Below are 16,304 nucleotides of genomic sequence, written 5' to 3'. Positions count from 1 at the left end.
ATCCATGGCACCCCCCAACATTCCCGCCGATCTGGACTTACTCGATCCCGACCTCAACCTCGCGGGGCTACCCGTCGAGGAGCTTGCCGAATTGCGCAAGTCCGAGCCCGTTCACTGGGTCGACGTGCCCGACGGCACCGGCGGCTTCGGCGACAAGGGTTACTGGTTGGTGACCAAACACGCTGACGTCAAAGAGGTGTCCAAGCGCAACGACGTCTTCTCCAGCTGGCAGAACGGCGCCATCCCGGTGTGGCCCAAGGAGATGGCCTTCGAGCAGATCGAACTGCAGCGCAGCGTGATGCTGAACATGGACGCGCCGCACCACACCCGGTTGCGCAAGATCATCTCCCGCGGTTTCACGCCGCGGGCAATCGGGCGGCTCGAGGATGAGCTCGCCCAGCGCGCGCAGAACATCGCCAAGACCGCGGCGGCCGAGGGCAGCGGCGACTTCGTCGAACAGGTGTCGTGCGAGCTGCCGTTGCAGGCCATCGCCGGCCTGCTCGGAGTGCCGCAGGACGACCGCGACAAGTTGTTCCGGTGGTCCAACGAGATGACCGGCGGCGAGGATCCCGAGTACGCCCACATCGACCCGGCGCAGTCGTCGATGGAACTCATCATGTACGCGATGCAGATGGCCGAGGCGCGGAGTAAGAACCCGACCGACGACATTGTCACGACCCTGATCGAGGCCGACATCGACGGGGAGAAGCTCTCCGACGACGAGTTCGGCTTCTTCGTCATCATGCTCGCCGTCGCCGGCAATGAGACCACCCGCAACTCGATCACCCACGGCATGATCGCGTTCTCTCAGCACCCGGAACAGTGGGAGCTGTACAAGAAGGAACGCCCGGCGACGACCGCCGACGAGATCATCCGTTGGGCCACACCGGTTTCGGCGTTCCAGCGCACGGCGCTCGAGGATGTCGAGTTGGGTGGCGTGACGATCAAGAAGGGCCAGCGTGCGGTGATGTCCTACCGGTCGGCCAACTTCGACGAAGAGGTCTTCACCGACCCGCACAGCTTCGACATCCTGCGTGACCCGAACCCGCACGTCGGCTTCGGCGGCACCGGCGCGCACTACTGCATCGGCGCCAACCTGGCGCGGATGACCATCAACTTGATCTTCAACGCCGTCGCCGATCACATGCCGGATCTGCGGCCGATCGGTGAACCCGAGCGGCTACGGTCGGGTTGGCTCAACGGCATCAAGCACTGGCAGGTGGACTACACAGGCACCAATTCGGCCGCAGGCTGAGCGAACCAAGGAGGAGTCGGGTGGATTTCAGTCCTAGCCCGGAACAGCAGGCTGTCGCCGATGTGGTCACCTCGGTCCTGGACCGGGACAACACGTGGGACGCGTTGGTCTCAGGTGGTGTGACGGCGCTGGCGGTGCCCGAGCGCCTCGGCGGCGACGGTGTCGGTCTGCTCGAGCTGACGACGGCGCTCACCGAGATCGGCAGGCATGGCACCGTCAGTCCCGCGCTCGCCACTCTCGGACTTGGGCTGCTGCCCCTGCTCGACCTGGCGTCCGACGAGCAGCAGGACCGCTATCTCGCCGGAGTCGCCAAGGGGGCGGTGTTGACCGCTGCGCTCAACGAGCCCGGCGCGCCGCTACCCGATCGGCCGGCGACCAGTCTCGCCGGCGGCAAACTCAACGGCACAAAGGTCGCCGTTCCCTATGCAGAACAGGCGGATTGGTTGATCGTGACGGCGGGCGACGCTGTCGTCGTGGTGTCCCCGACCGCCGCCGGGGTGCAGCTGACAAAGACGCCCACGTCCAACCACGGTGACGAGTACTCCGTCACGTTCTCCGACGCCGAGGTGGACGGAGTCCTCGACGGTGCGGATCCACGGCGCGTGAATCAGTTGGTGCTGACCGCGATCGGCGCCTTCGCGTCCGGTCTGGTGGCGGGCGCGCTGCGCCTCACCGCCGACTACGTCGCCAACCGAGAGCAGTTCGGCAAACCGCTGTCGACCTTCCAGACGGTCGCCGCCCAACTAGCGGAGATCTACATCGCCTCGCGCACACTGACTCTGGCGTCCAATTCGGTGGCGTGGCGGTTGGCCGAGGGGCGCGACGCAGACGAAGACATCGACGTCCTCGGGTATTGGCTCGCCTCGCAGGCGCCACCGGTGATGCAACTGTGTCATCACCTGCACGGCGGTATGGGAATGGACATCGCCTACCCGATGGACCGGTACTACTCGACGATCAAAGACCTCACCCGCCTCGTCGGTGGGCGGGCGCACCGTCTCGAGCTGGTGGGAGCGTAGATGTTCATCGAACTGACACCCGAGCAGAAGCAGCTGCAAGCCGAACTGCGGCAGTACTTCTCGACTCTCATCTCGTCCGAAGAGGCCGAGGAGATGGAGAAGAACCGCCACGGCGAGGCGTACCGTGCGGTGATCAAACGGATGGGCTCGGACGGCAAGCTGGGTGTCGGCTGGCCAAAGGAGTTCGGCGGTCTCGGATACGGGCCGATCGAGCAGTCGATCTTCGTCAACGAGGCCCACCGCGCGGATGTCCCGCTGCCGGCAGTGACGCTGCAGACCGTGGGACCCACGCTGCAGCAGTACGGCAGCGAGACGCAGAAGAAGAAGTTCCTGCCCGGAATCCTGTCGGGCGACATTCACTTCGCCATCGGCTACTCCGAACCCGAGGCGGGTACCGACCTGGCGTCGCTGCGCACCGCAGCCGTCAAACAGGGCGACGAGTACATCGTCAACGGCCAAAAGATGTGGACAACAGGCGGTCACGACGCCGACTACGTGTGGCTGGCCTGCCGGACCGATCCGCAGGCCGTCAAGCACAAGGGCATCTCGATTCTGATCGTCGACACCAAAGATCCCGGTTACTCATGGACGCCGATCATCCTGTCCGACGGCGCGCATCACACAAATGCCACGTACTACAACGATGTCCGGGTCCCCGCCGACATGCTCGTCGGCGAGGAGAACGGCGGCTGGCGGCTGATCACCACCCAGCTCAACAACGAGCGCGTGATGCTTGGGCCCGCGGGACGATTTGCCGCGCTCTACGACCGCGTCCACGCATGGGCGTCGAAACCCGGTGGCAACGGCGATATCCCGATCGACCACGACGACGTCAAGCGCTCCCTCGGTGAACTCAAGGCGATGTGGCGGATCAATGAGCTGCTCAATTGGCAGGTCGCTGCCTCGGGCGAAACCATCGACGTCGCGGATGCGGCAGCCACGAAGGTCTTCGGCACCGAACGGATTCAGTACGCGGGCCGGCTCGCCGAGGAGATCGTCGGAAAATACGGCAACCCAGCGGATCCGGACACCGCGGAACTGTTGGACTGGCTGGACTCGCAGACCAAACGCAACTTGGTGATCACGTTCGGCGGAGGTGTCAACGAGGTGATGCGGGAGATGATCGCGGCTTCGGGCCTCAAGGTGCCGAGGGTGCCCAGGTGAGTGCTGTCGAGGACATTCAGAAGGCGGCCGAGCGGGTAAAGGCCGAGGGCAAGAGCAAGCCGCGCGTCGGCAGGCATCCGGTCAACCAGCCGATGATCGACCACTGGCTCGACGCGATGGGCGACCAGAACCCCATCTACGTCGACGATGCGGCGGCGAGAGCGGCGGGCCACCCCGGCGCCGTTGCACCCCCGGCCATGATCCAGGTCTGGACGATGATGGGGCTTGGCGGTAACCGGCCCGACGACGATCCGTTGGGCAAGATCATGGACTTGTTCGATGGCGCTGGCTACATCGGCGTCGTCGCGACAAACTGCGAGCAGACCTATCACCGCTACCTGCGGGTCGGCGAGGAGGTCAGTGTCGCGGCCGAACTGACCGACGTGATCGGCCCCAAGAACACCGCGTTGGGTGAGGGATTCTTCATCACCCAGAAAATCACCTGGCAGGTGGGCGACGAGGACGTCGCCGAGATGATGTGGCGCATCATGAAATTCAAGCCCGCTGAGAACGCGGCAGGTGCGACGGTGCCCGAGGACCTCGATGCCGAGTCGATGATGCGACCGGCGTCGTCGCGGGACACGAAATTCTTCTGGGATGGTGTCAACGCCCACGAGTTGCGAATCCAGAAGCGCGGCGACGGCACACTGGTGCATCCGCCCGTGCCCGCGCTCTGGCAGGACAAGGACACCGAGACCGATTACGCCGTCGCATCCGGAAAGGGCACGGTCTTCAGCTACGTGGTGCACCACGCCCCGAAGGTGCCCGGCCGCACGTTGCCGTTCGTCATCGCATTGGTCGAACTCGAAGAAGGTGTGCGGATGCTCGGTGAGCTCCGCAATGCCGACCCCGAGAAGGTGGAGGTCGGGATGCCCGTCCGCGCAACGTATATCGACTTTCCGGACACCGATTCCGGGCCCGCGTGGACTCTCTATGCGTGGGAGCCGGACGCATGAGCGCGCCAGCGGTAGACGTCGGCACCAAACTGCCCGAACTCGCGCTGTACGGCGATCCGACGTTCATCGTGTCGACGGCGATCGCCACCCGTGACTACCAGGACGTCCACCACGACCGGGACAAGGCGCAGGCCAAAGGGTCCAAGGACATCTTCGTCAACATTCTCACCGACACCGGGCTGGTGCAGCGCTACATCACCGACTGGGCCGGACCGAACGCGATCATCAAGTCAATCTCGTTGCGGCTCGGCGTGCCGTGGTACGCCTACGACACGGTCACGTTCTCCGGCGAGGTCACCGCTGTCGAGAATGACCTGATCTCCTTGAAAATCACCGGCAGCAACAGTCTCGGTGATCACGTGATCGCCACTGCGACATTGACGTTCGGAGGGAATGCCTGATGCCGGGAGAGCTGTCCGGGAAGGCCGCCATCGTCGGCATCGGCGCCACCGACTTCTCGAAGAACTCCGGCCGCAGTGAGCTTCGGCTGGCGTCCGAGGCTGTTCTCGACGCACTCGAGGATGCGGGCCTGACACCGGCCGACGTCGACGGCATGGTCACGTTCACAATGGACTCCAACACCGAGGTGGCCATCGCGCGGGCCACCGGGATCGGCGAGCTGAAGTTCTTCTCCAAGATTCACCATGGCGGGGGCGCTGCCTGTGCCACGGTCCAGCAGGCGGCCATCGCAGTCGCCACGGGTGTCGCGGATTGCGTTGTGGCATACCGCGCGTTCAACGAACGCTCGGGAATGCGGTTCGGCCAGGTACAGATGCGGTTGGTGGAGAATGCCGACGCCACCGGCGTGGACAACTCGTTCTCCTATCCGCACGGGCTTTCCACGCCCGCGGCGCAGGTGGCGATGATCGCCCGGCGCTATATGCATTTGTCCGGCGCGACGAGTAAGGATTTCGGTGCGGTGTCGGTCGCCGACCGGAAGCACGCCGCCAAGAACCCGAAGGCGTACTTCTACGAGAAGCCGATCACCATTGAAGATCACCAGAATTCGCGGTGGATCGCCGAACCGCTTCGGCTGCTTGACTGCTGCCAGGAGACCGACGGTGGGGTCGCGCTGGTCATCACCTCGGCCGAGCGAGCCAAGGACCTCAGGCATCGGCCCGCGGTCATCGCCGCTGCATCACAGGGGTCGAGCCCTGATCAGTATTCGATGACCAGTTATTACCGGCCAGAGCTCGGATTGCCGGAGATGGGTTTGGTCGGCAGGCAGCTGTGGGAGCAGTCGGGGCTGAAGCCGACTGACATCCAAATCGCGATCCTGTACGACCATTTCACCCCGTTCACCTTGATCCAGTTGGAGGAGCTCGGTTTCTGCGAACCGGGTGATGCCAAGGACTTCGTCAAGGACGGCGCTATTGAAGTCGGCGGCCGCCTCCCGATCAACACCCACGGCGGCCAGCTGGGCGAGGCTTACATCCACGGCATGAACGGCATCGCCGAGGGCGTCCGACAGCTGCGCGGAACGTCGGTCAATCCCGTCCCCGACGTCGAGCACGTACTCGTCACCGCCGGTACCGGCGTGCCGACGTCAGGTTTGATTCTCGGTTAGTCGGCCTCACACGACCAATCCCGCCTCTAAGAGCGGTTCATCGACGCACTAAGGCGGCTCGTTGGTTTAATGCTGCGCTGCCGCCGGCTCGTCTCGTGTCGCCTCCGTTGAGTCCGACGTCGCCGCCGGCGCCTCCTGCACCTCGACGGTGGCCGCTGGGGCTTGGCACTTCTCCCGCGGACCCTGATCGAGACGGAACGGGGGATAGTCATCGGTCATCAACGCCGCGTACGCCCTAACGCGATACATCCATCTGTTGATGCCGACCACAAAATCGAACAGACCGCGCGGATACCGGCCCGTGAACAACAGACCCATAGCCGCGACAAGGACAAGAAGCGTTAGTAGGGGCACGACGACAATGCGGCCGTTGCCGAGGTTCAGCATGCGGACGCCGCCGGAAAGCATCGCCGAAACGATGAGCAAGTGAGGTAGTGCCAGTAGCCACCACTTGACGAGCACTAGTCCCCGTGACAATCGCTCGGGATACTCGACCGCCAGGTCCGCCTTGTAGTTCGTCTCACCAAGAGTGAACGGTGGGTAGGAGTCGGTGCCCAGCGTCGAGTACGCGTAGAAGCGGACCCGCCATGACCAGCGCATGACCCCGACGTTGAAGTTGAACAACGGCCTCGGGTAGCGGCCCGTGATCAGAATCGCAAAGCCTGCCACCACGGTCACGAGCACGAATGCGAAGTTAAGAAACAAAAGAGCTATGTAATGAGGAATTGCGAGAAACCATTTCAGCAGCCATAGCCATCGGGATACTGACTCGTCGAAATCGCCTTGTATTCGTACTGGGTAAGCGGAGCTACCCTCTGAGTGAGCCACATGCTTGCCTTTCGCTCCGTATTGCGTGATCAACGTTGATGACTTGGAGACTCTCGGGCTTGGGGTGATACTCCGTTACGCGATGCCGGGCTCGACACCGCCGGGTGGGGGTGGCCCGCATACTCGCTGGGGAAGCGCAAAAGGTTGCAAGTCGACTGCCCCCTCCCTGAACGTCTTGCCCGATGCGAAGCGTCGCCCGTGCCGGAGTGCGGCAGCACGAGTCTTCTCTTCGACCACGTCTCCTTGCGCCACTTGGCATGGCCGCGCTTCAAGAGTAGGTCCAACAGATTGCGCTGATTGTAGTTTTCAGCAATCAACAACGACATGATCCGTGAAGCACCGTTGACTTGCTGGACCAGTCAGCAAGGCGACACAACCGGCAAGTGCTTGCATCATCACGCAAATCCGATACGTAACGATCTTGTTGACACCAACGTCGATTCGCGGCCCGTCTGAGACAGAAATTTTGTGAACGAAAAGACAGCTGTGAGCTGCACTGATCGAGCACAAAATAGTAACGGAGGCGTCGAAAAGGGTCTTCGTCGTGAGAACCATCGCGATACGCTTCGTTAGGAAGCCGCAAACTGCACAAGTGCCTGACCGAGTTTCGGCAGCTCCTGTCAGATGTTCGCCAGATGGGCCCAAGTGGTGCTTGACAGGCAATCTAGCAAAGTCTTAGAGTCGGCCCATCTACTTGGGAGACTCGCGTTCCTCGCTTGTCGTCTCGAGTGAGGGGTGGCTCGATGGGGAAGCATTGCAGGGGGAATCGCTCACGCCGGACTAGCGTGCGGACGCCACTTGGCCTGTCGCGCCCGATATCTGCCGGGGATCGGACTGCTGCTCGGCCGCGCCCTCGAGCGAGGCGGCGCCTGAAGGTTCCGTCTGATTCCCCTCGCGGTCCGCCGGGGCCGGGAATACCGACCCAGCGTCGGCAGTGCTGGCGGGCCTGCCTGATTTGCAGAGCTTTGGGGAGTAGCCAGCGCGACGACAGCTAGCGATACGTCATTGAAGCGACGACAAGTCGGTGACTTACTGGCATTCACATTCTGCGAACGCCAGCTATTTGTTTGTCTTGGGTGAAGCCTGTTGCTTTCCCGGAACAGAAGGAGGGCACATGCCCGACTCGAAATTTCACGCACATTCATCGTCAGGCTTTCCGAGGGGTGCAGCCCGGCATAGGCGTCGGCGCCGCGGGCCGTCGCTATCACTGCTTCAGCAGGCAAGTACTGCGTTCCTAGCGGTCGTCCTGGCTTTCTTCGTTGGCATAACGGTCAATGTCCCGGATACTGCGCCGGCCATCTTCCTAACCACGGTCGACGGCGAAGAATCGGGGAGCGCCCAGGATACTGGCGACACCCCTGGTAGCGAGGCTGCCGACAAGCCAGGTTCGGACAACTCAAATGCAGGCGCCGGAACGCCCAAGGACACTGGGCCAAAGGTAAGTGTCAACGGGAAACCGGTTGATGCAGGGGGCGGCCCGCCGGCAGGTGAGGGTCCGTCGAGTAACCCGGGTCCCCGGGAGGATCAGGGTCCCCCCGAGAATCCCGGCCCCCCCGAGGATGTTGGCCCCCCCGAGGACGTTGGCACCCCAGAGGATGTTGGCCCGCCTGAGGCTGTCGATACCTCTGAAGGTGTGGGCCCCCCGGCCGGGCAGGGTCCGCCAGACGGGCAGGGTCCGGCGGATGGTGTGGGTCCGGCGGATGGTGTGGGTCCACCCGATGGCAATGGTCCGCCAGATGGTGTAGGTCCACCAGATGGTGTGGGTCAACCGGACGGGCAGGGTCCGCCGGACGGGCAGGGTCCGCCAGACGGGCAGAGTCCACCAGATGGTGTAGGTCAACCGGACGGTCAAGGTCCTCCGCCGGAAGTCACGGGCCCACCCGTTGACACCAATTCATCCGGTGGACAAGATCCGGTCGGCGGCCTATTCGGTGGCTTGCTAAGCCTGGTGTTCGGTGGTCCGGGTAATTCGAATCCTGGGTTGTTGGACTTCATCTTTGGTGGTCCGGGGAACTCGAACCCTGGTCTGTTGGATGCGATTTTCGGTGGTCCGGGTAACTCGAATCCTGGGTTGTTGGACTTCTTCTTTGGTGGTCCGGGTAACTCGAACCCTGGTCTGTTAGATGGAGTCTTCGGCGGTCCCGGTAACTCGAACCCTGGTCTGTTGGACTTCATCTTTGGTGGTCCGGGTAACTCGAACCCTGGTCTGTTGGATGCGATTTTCGGTGGTCCGGGTAACTCGAATCCTGGGTTGTTGGACTTCATCTTTGGTGGTCCGGGTAACTCGAATCCTGGTCTGTTGGATGCGATTTTCGGTGGTCCGGGTAACTCGAATCCTGGGTTGTTGGACTTCATCTTTGGTGGTCCGGGTAACTCGAATCCTGGTCTGTTGGATGCGATTTTCGGTGGTCCGGGTAACTCGAACCCTGGGTTGTTGGACTTCATCTTTGGTGGTCCCGGTAACTCCAATCCTGGGTTGTTGGACTTCATCTTTGGTGGTCCGGGCAACTCCAATCCTGGGTTGTTGGACTTCATCTTTGGTGGTCCGGGCAACTCCAATCCTGGGTTGTTGGACTTCATCTTTGGTGGTCCGGGCAACTCCAATCCTGGGTTGTTGGACTTCATCTTTGGTGGTCCGGGCAACTCCAATCCTGGGTTGTTGGACTTCATCTTTGGTGGTCCGGGTAACTCGAGCCCTGGTCTGTTGGATGCGATTTTCGGTGGTCCGGGTAACTCGAATCCTGGGTTGTTGGACTTCATCTTTGGTGGTCCGGGTAACTCGAGCCCTGGTCTGTTGGATGCGATTTTCGGTGGTCCGGGTAACTCGAATCCTGGGTTGTTGGACTTCTTCTTTGGCGGTCCGGGTAACTCGAGCCCTGGTCTGTTGGATGCGATTTTCGGTGGTCCGGGCAACTCGAACCCCGGTTTCTTGGACTTCATCTTTGGTGGTCCCGGTAACTCCCCATAATCGAAAGGAGCGTTGGGCCGAAGCGGCGACCGGTGACCCCGGACGTCGCTTCGTCCCAATCGGTTCCCTGTGGCCAGAGGCTTTGCAGCCCACTTGGCGGTCGGTCGATGACGAATATTGCGGCCGTGAAAGTATTGCGCCTCGCTAGCGTCAGTGCCGGCTCTACGTCAAGTGTGTTCGCACATAACAAGATTCACACCATTTCGGCACTCGACGCCAACCCACTGGTGACGCGTGCGGGTAGCGAAGCACCCTGCGGGCGGACCTCCGCATCCCTGGCAGACGCCCATCACGAGGAAGTAATTACTCTCGGAGCCGCGGGGCCAGGTTTGACCGATTTGATGACCGCTACTATCGCTGCTCGCCTCGTTAGGCGCCCCAGCTGAAGGGGACATTACGGCCCTGGGGAGATTTTCTAGCAATGCTCGCCTCACTGAGGCCGATACCCTCAGCGGTCGCTCGAGCTGTCGAATTTGGCCCGAGATGGGTGGACGGGCAGCCGTATCAGACCCAGTATCGGTGCATCGTTCCGGTAATGCTCGCAGCCCGGTGGTCCGACACGGAGCGACCGCCTTGCAAGCCTTAAATATAGAGTTGGACAACGTAAATGAGTTGCAGATGCCTCGCATCTCCAGGCTGCGCGATGCCTGATGTCGCGGCAACGGCGACATGCGAGCATGCGCAATCCAACAGCGGCACAAACACGATCAGGGCCAATCTCAAAGTGAGATTGAATACGAGGATGGGTCGCTTGACAGCAGAACCAGCAAACCATAACCTTATGTGACCGGCGTCACATAGCCGAGTCGGGGGGCGTGGAGGCGTCAAAGAATGGCCTCCACCGAGGGGCGGTGAATCAAGGCAGTGGGGGATTCTCGAGGCGGTCAAGACATCGTCGTGGCAATCGAGCCGCGCCACAGGGCGTACGCAATCTGCTCCTGCGGCTGGGTCGGACAGCCGCGGCTGCTTCTGTCGTCGGCAAAAGTGGACGCCTTGATCCACGCTGCGCGGGGCCGGTGCCAACCGGCAAATCCGCTGGTTCAGCCGGAATCGATCGATGCACTCGAACCGCCGGGAATGCTGACTGTCGCGTGCCCCGGCGGCTGCGGAGAGGTTTTGCCGGTGTCGCTCGTCATCACCGACGCGCTATCGCTCAGCGCCGACGGCAGTGAACGGTCCGCCGCCCAATTCACCGCCGAGGCGCCCGAGCTGCACCACCGCATCTATCAACACATGCTGCATTGTCCCTCGGCACGGTCGTGGATCCGGGGCGCGCTACACCGGCGGGCCACAAGCCGCACCGGTTGAAGCCGCGATGCTGCAACCAATTCCACGCCAGCGAGTGCCGGCGCGCGTTCATCGCCGGCTGCCGTGACTGTCGGCAAGAACTGTTGCGGCGCAACGGCTCACAGGGACCAGCGCAAGTGTCGGCCTCAACTTCTGGATGGTCTGAATCGGACGTCTTCTGCGGCTCGGCTGGGACTTGTGTCCCGCAACATCGTCAACGTGACCCTGCCGCGGATCTGTTTGAATCGCTGCTTCTCCTCCAGCGGCGCAGAGGGACGGCCGGCCCGGCGATGCAATTCTGCCTCCACCACTCCCGCGGCGGGTTCACCCGTAGTGGGGTGAGTTCGTCGAACACATGCGCACGATCGTGCGCGTCGCCGACTACTCTCAGATGGCGTGAGTTCTGCACCGCCTCCGGATCGGCCGGAGACATCTGTGTCGGAGGACGACGTCTACGGGCTCGATCCCGACGAGGCGGACACCGGTCCGTTGCCCGTGCAGACGCCGGCGTCGACCGCCGCACCGGGCTGGGGCGCGGGGCCCGCCGACGACTGGGGGCCGGATCCGGGCCCGAACACGTGGGCCGGTCGCTTCGATACGCCGTTGACGGTGAGCCCGCGCCCGAAGCAACGACAACGCGATCCGAAAGTCCTCTACTACGTGGCCGGCGCGATCGTGGCCCTGGCCGTCGTCGCGGGCGTGGCGTTCCTGTTCCTGCGTTCGTCCGACGATCGCGAAGCGCTCAGCGCCGGTCCCGAGACGTCCACGCCGCAGGGCCCACCAACCCCGAATGCTGACGAACAACGACTTCTTCGGATGCTGCCTCTGGGCTACTCGCCCGACGCGTGTGAACCCGCTGATGTGTCCAACGATGCTGTCGCACAGGTGGATTGCGACGCGAATACCGACACGGGCGGTCCTGAATCGGCGACGTTCGCACTGGCTCCGGATAAGGCCGCACTCGATGCCGCGCTCAACGACGTCATGCAGGGTGCGCAACGCGTCAACTGCCCGGGCAACATTCAGTCACCGGGGCCATGGCGCCGCAACGCCACGCCACAGAAGGTGGCAGGCACGCTGTTCTGCGGCCTGCAGGAAGGTCGCCCAACGGTGGCCTGGACCGATGACGCCCGACTGGTGGTCACCGTGGCCCGCGCAGGTCCGTCGGGACCGACCTTCCCGGAGCTGTACGCCTGGTGGGCATCCCACTCGTAACAGCTCAGCCTGCCGAACTATCTCAGGGCGTCGGCAGGTACGTCGACGGCGTCTGCACCTGCTCGCCGCCCTCGGGAAGAGGCGTGCCCTGGCTGGTGCCTGCAGGCAGCGGTGTGCCTTCGGTGCTTGCCGGAACTTCACCCGGCGCACCCGGGGGAAGCGGGGTGCCCTGGCTGCCCGCGGGAAGTGGCGTGCCCTGGCTGCCCGCCGGAAGTGGCGTGCCCTGGCTGCCCGCGGGAAGTGGCGTGCCCTGGCTGCCCGCGGGAAGCGGAAGCTCGGTGCCGTCCGCCGCGGGAGGCGCGCCCGGCGCCTCAGGTGCGGCTTCTGCGGCCGCAGGAGTCTCCGCGGGTGCAGCGCTCGCCGGGCTTTGAGCCGGGTATCGGGTCGACGGGTAGGACCTAGCGGGAGAGGACTGCGACGCCGAAGGGGCCGCCTGCTCCCACACGAGAAGATCCCTGCCACCGGCGTTGTATACGATGCTGTCGGGTTTTTCTCCGGTGACGTCGAAGTAGACCTTGCCGGTGGTCTTGGCACCCTGCGCGATGGTGGCCGGGTTGACGCCCTGCGGAGTGGCGGCACCGAATAGGACCCGGTACGTCTGGCCGTTCTCAGCGCGGGCATTGAAGTTCGACACAATCGGGGTGACACTGCCCTGGACCGCCTGATCGGTGGCCGTGGCTTCCCACAAGGTTCCGCTGACCGGGTGCGGAATGACGTCCGAACTGGGCTTGAGGTCGCTGACCGTCCACTCCTGAATGACGTTCCCGTCAACCAGCTTTCCGGCGGACCCGATGTTCTGGGTGGTCACCCCCGCGGCACCGGCTTCCGCGGCCGCCAGCGGGGCGCCCATCAATCCGATCGCGCCAGCAGCAGCGAAAGTCGCAGCCCCCGTCATCTTGCTCATCTTCTTCAAGGTGGTGCACTCCCGAGTCGATGGTTCTTTCCCTAAGGAAGTTATCAGGAAGTAACGACGCTGTTGGACGCCAATTTCCGGGAACCGGTCGACTCGTCGCCGTGAACTGCGCAATTGGTCATCACGCAATAATCATTCGGCCGACTTCATTGCCGCGGCGGCGCCGCTATAGATCGTCGACGTTGATGATGCCGTCCTGCAGGGCACGCGCCACCAGCGCGGCCTTGGTCTTCGCGGGGCGCCCCACTGCCGCGTACTTGGCACGGACGCGTTGCAGATGCGTTGCGACGGTGGACGGAGCAATGCGCAGTTTGTCGGCCACGAGTTCCTTGCTGTCAGCTTGAAACCATGCGATCAGAACTTCCCGTTCGCGCGGCGGAAGGCTGGGACGGCCGACTCTGCGGTCTCGGACCATCGCACCGGCCATCCGTGGTGCCACATACGGCACATCCGACCGGGCGGCCACAATGGCGTTGGCCAAGTGGTTCCTGCCTTCGGACTTGGCCACATAGCTAGCAGCGCCGAGGTCGAGGCACCTGAGGATGATTTCGTCCGTTTCTATGTGCGAGAACACAACTATGCGCGGACCGACTCCCACCAAGGCGTCGAGATGGTCGAAGTCGAGATGCCTGCTGCTCAACTCGAGGTCGACGACCACGACGTCGACACCGTGGGAGCCGGGCGGGTGCTCGCGCAGGTAATCCTCGATTGACACGTAGCAGCCCACGAGTCCGATGTATCCGTCGGCCTGCCTCAGCCAGACCGCGATACCCGCGTGAATTACTTCGTGGTCATCGATTAGTGCTACTGAAATGCGTTGCGTCGCATGCATCGTCGAAGGATCCATCATGAGATGTCGGTGGAATGTCTCGCCGAATGGTGATCCACGTTGTGTCGTCGCGCTTCACGACCTCCAATCGACCGTCCGTTGTGCCCGCGCAGACGTCGCCGATAAAGCCGCGACAGACAACGCTGACCATGACTTCCTCGTCCGCACAGGTCAACACGACCCGGGCCGTCGATGTGCATTTTTCGACGATGCCTGCGATCTGTGCGGCAAGCGATTCGATGGCCGCGCCGTCGAGATCAGGCACGCCCGATTGAACATGCACTGTGATATCGACGTTGCGTTGGATTGCGGCGTCCATGGCCGGTCGCAAGGCGCGCACCAGGTCGTGTTCGCGCGGCGAGCGCAGATCAAGAAACGTTCTGATGCGTTGCGACTCCATCCGCGCTGACCTTCGCAGCCTCTCGTCGATGGGCGCTCCACGACTCAGTTCCTCGAGCAGTGGTTCGACGCGTCGGCGGACTTCGATGATGCGCCTTCTGAAGTCGCCGTGCGCTGCGGCGGCGGCCCGCTGCCGGGCCAGCAGATCGAGGTGGGCCTGCGTGCGGGCGTGTGTTTGCGCGACGGCATCGGCGAATATCCTGTCTGCGAACTGAGTTGCGACCAGCAGTACACCGAGTGATGCGTATAAAAGGCCCAGCTCGCCCACCGTGGCGTCGGACGACGCGCGAATCATGGTTGATGCGCAGGCGCCCGCGCAGAACGCGGCGAGAATTGAAAATGCAACGGCCAGGCGCAATCCGAGCAGCAGAGCGGGCAAGCCCCAGCCCGCCACCCACAGAGACCATTGTGCGGACGTGCAGACCGCCTCTGCCGGCAACAACACGGGCTGCAGGACGGCAGTACCGATCAACAGCCCGATTCCGAGCCAGCGCAGCGCGCCGAAGCGACCGTACAAGAGCGGCAGCGCGGCGAGGCATCCCATGACGGCGGCGAGGACGAGAGCGAGCTGAGTCATTGTGTGCCCGTTGGTTCCCAGAGCAGGCACGGACAGCGCCGTCACGAGCAGTGCCCAGCCGACCAACGCCAGACCGTAGCCTCGCCGGACTCGGGCGACGAGCCGGTCTGCATCCGTGACGGCGTCCGGCGCGAGCGTGTGGTGAAGCGTGTGCGGCCATACGAGTTCTACCGTTGTTCCGCCTCCGGGATCCGATCTGATGGCGGCATTGCCGCCGACTCTGTTCATCCGTCCGACGATCGAGTCAAAGATGCCCCGACCCACGCGCCAGTGCGGGCCGAGCCCCCTGCCGTCGTCGGTGATCGCAAGTCGGTGATCAGAGAAGTCGACCCACACGCGGGTGGCGTCGGCGTGGCGGTCGACATTGTTGAGGACTTCTCTGGCTGCCGCTTGGACTGCGCGGCAAACCTCGCCATCCAGCCACAGCTCGGAAGAACCCCGGAATTGGACCGGCGTCCTTGCCCCGCGGGCGATTTCGCGCACCGAGGCAACCACATCGATCAGGTGTCCGGACGGGGCCGACCGGTGGCCGTCGAGGACCGCGAGGGCGCTCTGGGCCTGAGCGGCGAGCTTGCTCGGTGGGATCGCCGTACCGTCGGCGACCAGGAGAAGCGTCGACGCGGCGGTGTCGTGAAGCAAGGCGAACTGTTCGACTTCGTATTGGCGCGTGGCCGCGGCAACGCGTGCGCGCAAGTCATCGGCCGCCAGGTAGTCGTCGCGCGCGCGCTTGGCTGCGGCCTCGACGCGAAGGAGCGTCAGCCGAAGTAGGACGCCCATCACCGCCGCCAGCGACACATAGTGCAGCGATATCGAGGTGGGAACGTTCTTCCAGCCGACGACCGCTGCCATACCCCACCCGTAGGCGCCCAGCATGAGTGCGGCCATGGGAACGGAAGCGACGACGGGCAGTGCGACGGCAAAACCGATGACGGTTGCACTGAGCACCGCTGTTTGAACGTTCGCGAGGGGGAAGGCCGCGACCTCCGCGCTCATTACCGGTGCTGCCGCGCACACCGCGACCACGAACATGCAGTCGATGACGGTGAAGACACTTCGAAGCGATCGGGTTGCCAGTCGGTAGAGCGCCCACCCGGCCAGCGCGGCGAGTAACACCATGCCTGTCGTCGTTGCCCGCGACGTCGGAGCTGTTAGGCCGATGCCGGCCGCCAGGGCGTTCGTCGCGTGTCTGCAGAGCAGCGCCAACCGGTTTGCTCTGGGCCCGAGGGTGGGAACCGGCCCGAAGGTGCTCCCGGCCATGCCAGGTGAATCCGAGCGACGCGGAGGTCGCACTTCATCTTCGTTATTCGGATAGTCGCTCATGTGGAAG

Annotated in this window: 13 protein-coding genes; 9 read left to right on the top strand and 4 right to left on the bottom strand. The window is 63.5% G+C overall.

What is annotated here, in order from left to right; genetic code table 11:
• Window positions 1-4 precede the first annotated feature (4 nt).
• Genes N4S67_RS05295 through N4S67_RS05270 form a run of 6 tightly spaced genes read left to right on the top strand, consistent with a single transcriptional unit; the run spans window position 5 to window position 5,961 of the window.
• Window positions 5-1,255 (top strand): cytochrome P450, encoded by a 1,251-nt coding sequence (locus N4S67_RS05295; protein WP_260991845.1) that lies wholly within the window; start codon window positions 5-7, stop codon window positions 1,253-1,255.
• 20 nt (window positions 1,256-1,275) lie between these two features.
• On the top strand, window positions 1,276-2,274 hold the full coding sequence (locus N4S67_RS05290) for an acyl-CoA dehydrogenase family protein (RefSeq protein WP_260991844.1): 999 nt from the start codon (window positions 1,276-1,278) through the stop codon (window positions 2,272-2,274).
• Window positions 2,275-3,438: an acyl-CoA dehydrogenase FadE29 gene (gene fadE29, locus N4S67_RS05285; protein WP_260991843.1), complete on the top strand. Its 1,164-nt coding sequence runs from the start codon at window positions 2,275-2,277 to the stop codon at window positions 3,436-3,438.
• Window positions 3,435-4,394: a bifunctional MaoC family dehydratase N-terminal/OB-fold nucleic acid binding domain-containing protein gene (locus N4S67_RS05280; protein WP_260991842.1), complete on the top strand. Its 960-nt coding sequence runs from the start codon at window positions 3,435-3,437 to the stop codon at window positions 4,392-4,394. Before fadE29 ends, N4S67_RS05280 begins: the two co-directional genes overlap by 4 nt.
• Window positions 4,391-4,795: a MaoC family dehydratase gene (locus tag N4S67_RS05275; protein ID WP_260991841.1), complete on the top strand. Its 405-nt coding sequence runs from the start codon at window positions 4,391-4,393 to the stop codon at window positions 4,793-4,795. The genes N4S67_RS05280 and N4S67_RS05275 overlap by 4 nt, the downstream gene beginning before the upstream one ends.
• Window positions 4,795-5,961 (top strand): lipid-transfer protein, encoded by a 1,167-nt coding sequence (locus tag N4S67_RS05270; protein ID WP_260991840.1) that lies wholly within the window; start codon window positions 4,795-4,797, stop codon window positions 5,959-5,961. The genes N4S67_RS05275 and N4S67_RS05270 overlap by 1 nt, the downstream gene beginning before the upstream one ends.
• A gap of 66 nt (window positions 5,962-6,027) precedes the next feature.
• On the opposite strand, the gene N4S67_RS05265 is transcribed toward N4S67_RS05270, so the two are convergent.
• The gene (locus tag N4S67_RS05265; RefSeq protein ID WP_260992065.1) at window positions 6,028-6,789 is read right to left on the bottom strand and encodes a DUF4389 domain-containing protein; all 762 of its coding nucleotides are present in this window, start codon (window positions 6,787-6,789) and stop codon (window positions 6,028-6,030) included.
• 1,984 nt (window positions 6,790-8,773) lie between these two features.
• Between N4S67_RS05265 and N4S67_RS05260 the strand changes: the two genes are divergently transcribed.
• The 3 genes from N4S67_RS05260 to N4S67_RS05250 all read left to right on the top strand — a co-directional run bounded on the left by N4S67_RS05260 (window position 8,774) and on the right by N4S67_RS05250 (window position 12,259).
• On the top strand, window positions 8,774-9,757 hold the full coding sequence (locus N4S67_RS05260) for a hypothetical protein (protein ID WP_260991839.1): 984 nt from the start codon (window positions 8,774-8,776) through the stop codon (window positions 9,755-9,757).
• Between the two features lie 897 nt (window positions 9,758-10,654).
• Entirely contained in the window at window positions 10,655-11,065 is a 411-nt protein-coding gene (locus N4S67_RS05255) for a hypothetical protein (protein WP_260991838.1), read from the top strand.
• 375 nt (window positions 11,066-11,440) lie between these two features.
• Window positions 11,441-12,259 carry a hypothetical protein gene (locus N4S67_RS05250; protein ID WP_260991837.1) on the top strand — a complete coding sequence of 273 codons (819 nt, stop codon included), beginning with the start codon at window positions 11,441-11,443 and terminating at the stop codon, window positions 12,257-12,259.
• A gap of 22 nt (window positions 12,260-12,281) precedes the next feature.
• Here the strand turns inward: N4S67_RS05250 and N4S67_RS05245 are convergent, their stop codons facing one another.
• The 3 genes from N4S67_RS05245 to N4S67_RS05235 all read right to left on the bottom strand — a co-directional run bounded on the left by N4S67_RS05245 (window position 12,282) and on the right by N4S67_RS05235 (window position 16,093).
• Window positions 12,282-13,163 (bottom strand): MPT63 family protein, encoded by an 882-nt coding sequence (locus tag N4S67_RS05245; RefSeq protein ID WP_260991836.1) that lies wholly within the window; start codon window positions 13,161-13,163, stop codon window positions 12,282-12,284.
• Between the two features lie 175 nt (window positions 13,164-13,338).
• Window positions 13,339-14,004, bottom strand: a complete 666-nt coding sequence (locus tag N4S67_RS05240; protein ID WP_313959927.1) for a DNA-binding response regulator — start codon at window positions 14,002-14,004, stop codon at window positions 13,339-13,341.
• On the bottom strand, window positions 13,964-16,093 hold the full coding sequence (locus N4S67_RS05235; RefSeq protein WP_260991834.1) for a sensor histidine kinase: 2,130 nt from the start codon (window positions 16,091-16,093) through the stop codon (window positions 13,964-13,966). The genes N4S67_RS05240 and N4S67_RS05235 overlap by 41 nt, the downstream gene beginning before the upstream one ends.
• Window positions 16,094-16,304: the final 211 nt, after the last annotated feature.

The sequence above is a fragment of the Mycobacterium deserti genome (assembly GCF_025345615.1).
GTDB classification, from domain to species: Bacteria; Actinomycetota; Actinomycetes; order Mycobacteriales; family Mycobacteriaceae; genus Mycobacterium; species Mycobacterium deserti.
The sequence above is the reverse complement of the archived record's forward strand: the minus strand, read 5'-3'. Positions and strand labels throughout refer to the sequence as shown.

Coding starts and splice junctions, on each gene's coding strand:
- N4S67_RS05235 (WP_260991834.1), bottom strand. CDS start 16,093: ATGGTGTTACTCGCCGCGCTGGCCGGGTGGGCGCTCTACCGACTGGCA.
- N4S67_RS05245 (WP_260991836.1), bottom strand. CDS start 13,163: ATGAGCAAGATGACGGGGGCTGCGACTTTCGCTGCTGCTGGCGCGATC.
- N4S67_RS05240 (WP_313959927.1), bottom strand. CDS start 14,004: ATGCATGCGACGCAACGCATTTCAGTAGCACTAATCGATGACCACGAA.
- fadE29 (WP_260991843.1), top strand. CDS start 2,275: ATGTTCATCGAACTGACACCCGAGCAGAAGCAGCTGCAAGCCGAACTG.
- N4S67_RS05275 (WP_260991841.1), top strand. CDS start 4,391: ATGAGCGCGCCAGCGGTAGACGTCGGCACCAAACTGCCCGAACTCGCG.
- N4S67_RS05270 (WP_260991840.1), top strand. CDS start 4,795: ATGCCGGGAGAGCTGTCCGGGAAGGCCGCCATCGTCGGCATCGGCGCC.
- N4S67_RS05295 (WP_260991845.1), top strand. CDS start 5: ATGGCACCCCCCAACATTCCCGCCGATCTGGACTTACTCGATCCCGAC.